The sequence below is a fragment of the Methylibium sp. T29-B genome (genome assembly GCF_000576225.1).
In the GTDB taxonomy this organism is placed as follows: domain Bacteria; phylum Pseudomonadota; class Gammaproteobacteria; order Burkholderiales; family Burkholderiaceae_C; genus Methylibium; species Methylibium petroleiphilum.
In genome coordinates, this window is the sequence record NZ_AZSN01000292.1 from 1 (window position 1) to 2,503 (window position 2,503).

The 2,503-nt window shown below is 72.5% G+C and carries 2 protein-coding genes; both read right to left on the bottom strand.

Going from position 1 to position 2,503, the window contains the following annotated elements:
• Positions 1-1,166: serine/threonine-protein kinase (locus Y694_RS21245; RefSeq protein WP_231497830.1), on the bottom strand; the 1,166-nt coding region annotated here is incomplete at its 3' end.
• 97 nt (positions 1,167-1,263) lie between these two features.
• On the bottom strand, positions 1,264-2,445 hold the full coding sequence (locus Y694_RS21250; protein WP_036236398.1) for a pyridoxal phosphate-dependent aminotransferase: 1,182 nt from the start codon (positions 2,443-2,445) through the stop codon (positions 1,264-1,266).
• Between the last annotated feature and the right edge of the window lie 58 nt (positions 2,446-2,503).

Here is a 2,503-nt window from a genome sequence, read left to right on the forward strand (position 1 = left end):
GACGCGGCGGGCGTCGGTTCGGCCAGGCTCTGCCCGGCCGGCGCCGACGCGAGGCCGTGCCAGATCCCGAAGCCGATCAGGCCCGCGCCGACCAGGGCCAGGCTGCCGAAGGCCCACTGGGGCCAGCGGCGCTCGGCCGTCGGCGCGTCGTCCTCACCGGATTGCAGCGCTTCGGGGTGGGCTTGCAGCCATTCGTGCAGGTCGCGCGACAGCGCCCGGGCCGAACGCGGCCGGTCCTCCGGGCGCTTGGCCATGGCCCGCGCGGCGATCGAGGCCAGTGCCGGCGGCACGGCGGTGCTCACCTCGTCGGCCATCGGTGGCGTGAAGCTGCATACCGCGCCGGTGATGGCGGCCAGCGAGTCGCCCTCGAACGCGCGGTGCCCGGTCAGCAACTCGTAGAGCACGACGCCGAGAGAGAACACGTCGGTGCGCCGGTCGGTCGGCTCGTTGCGCACCTGCTCTGGGGCCATGTAGTGCGGCGAGCCGCCGACCGCACCGCCGCTGTCGCGCGCGTGCGCGACGCTGGCGATGCCGAAGTCCAGCACCTTGGGCTGGGTGCGGCCGACCATGAAGATGTTGGCCGGCTTGATGTCGCGGTGGACGATGCCCTTGCTGTGCGCATAGGCCAGCGCGTCGGCGACGCGGCGGATGATCAGCACCGCCTGGCCCACTGTCGGCCGCCAGCCGTCGCTCAACAGTGCGCGCAGGTCCTTGCCCTTCAGCAGCTCCATCGCGATGTAGGCGCCCTGCGGGCTCAGGCCCGCGTCGAACACCGTCACGATGTGCGGGTGGCTCAGGTGGGCGGCGGCGCGCGCTTCGTGCAGGAAGATCGCGTTGAAGGGCTCGCGCGCGTCGGTCTCGAGCGGGGTGCGCGCGCCGGCTGGCATCAGGTTGAGTGTCTTGATCGCGACGCGGCGCGACAGCAGCGGGTCGTCGGCGGCGTACACGGTGCCGAGGCCCCCGTCGCCGATGCGGTACTTCAGCGCGTAGCGGCCGATCTGGCCGATGGTGGGTAGCGGCCCGCGGCTCGCGCCGTCCTCGGACGGCAGCTCCGCCATCAGCACGGTGTCTTCGATCTCGGCGTTGTCGATCGCCTCCTGCAGCGTGCCGGGGGGCGGCGTGAGAGTTGAAGCGCTTTCCACGACGCGGAGCTTAGACGATGCCATGGAGCCCCTCAACCAAGCAGGCACGGGGCACAGGACGGCGTGGTAACCGCGTGTCACGTGCCGGGCCGAGTGTGTGACGCAACTCACGCTGCGCCCCTCATGCCAGCACGCGCCGCAGGCGCGCGACGGCCTGTTCGAGCTGCGGCAGGCCGCTGGCGAAGGACAGTCGCAGATGGTGTTCGGTGCCGTGCCGGCCGAAATCGCGCCCCGGCGTCAGCGCGACATGGGCCGAATCCATGAGCGCGAACGCCAGGTCCCAGCTGCTGCCGGCGTGGGTCGAGCAGTCGGCCCAGGCATAGAAGGCGCCGTCGGGCAGCACCGGCACCGGCAGGCCGAGCGACGCGAGCGCGGGCACGATGTAGTCGCGCCGGGCCCGGAAGGCGGCACGGCGGCGTTCGTACTCGGCGATCGATGCGGGCTCGAAGCAGGCCAGCGCCGCGTGCTGCGCGACGCTGGACGGGCAGATGAACAGGTTCTGCGCCAGCTTCTCGACCGGCGCCACCAGCGCGGGCGGCAGCACCAGCCAGCCCAGCCGCCAGCCGGTCATGCTGAAGTATTTGGAGAAGCTGTTGATCGACACCACGTCGTCGCCGTGGGCGAGCGCGGAGCGGCCGTAGGCGGCGTCGTAGCTCAGGCCCAGGTAGATCTCGTCGACCAGCGTGACGCCGCCGCGTGCGCGCACCGCCTGTGCGATGCGCTGCATCTCGTCGGCGGCGATCGAGGTGCCGGTGGGGTTGGACGGCGACGCCAGCAGCACGCCGCGGGTGCGCGCGTTCCAGGCCCGCTCCACCCCGGCGGCGTCGAGCTGATAGCGCTGCGCCGGGCCACAGGGCAGCAGCACCGGCGTGGCGTCGGCCGCCGCGACGAAATGGCGATTGCAGGGGTAGCTCGGATCCGGCATCAGCACCTCGTCGCCGGACTCGAAAAGCGCCAGGCAGGCGAGCTGCAGCGCGGCCGACGCGCCGGCCGTGATGACGATGCGCTGCGGGTCGATGTCGAGCGCGAAGCGCTGCGCATACCAGCGCGACAGCGCCTCGCGCAGCGCAGGCAGCCCGGTGGCCGGGGTGTACTGCGTGCGGCCCTCGGCGAGGCAGCGCTGCGCCGCCTCGAGCACCGGCGCCGGCGCGGTGAAGTCGGGTTCACCGATGTTCAGGTAGATCATCGGCTCGCCGCCGCGTGCCGGGTCGCAGGCCGGGCTGGCAGCGATGCGCGCCGCTGCCTTGGCGCACTCCATCACGTAGAACGGCTCGATGCGGTCGAGGCGCCGGGCGAGCTTCATCCGTGTCGGCAGCGGAACGAGAGGGCAGGGGCCGGCGGCGGGCGCCGCAGCTCAGTCG

What these genes read in the sequence shown, in the direction of transcription:
- Y694_RS21250 (WP_036236398.1), bottom strand. Translation starts at nt 2,445, where the DNA reads ATGAAGCTCGCCCGGCGCCTCGACCGCATCGAGCCGTTCTACGTGATG.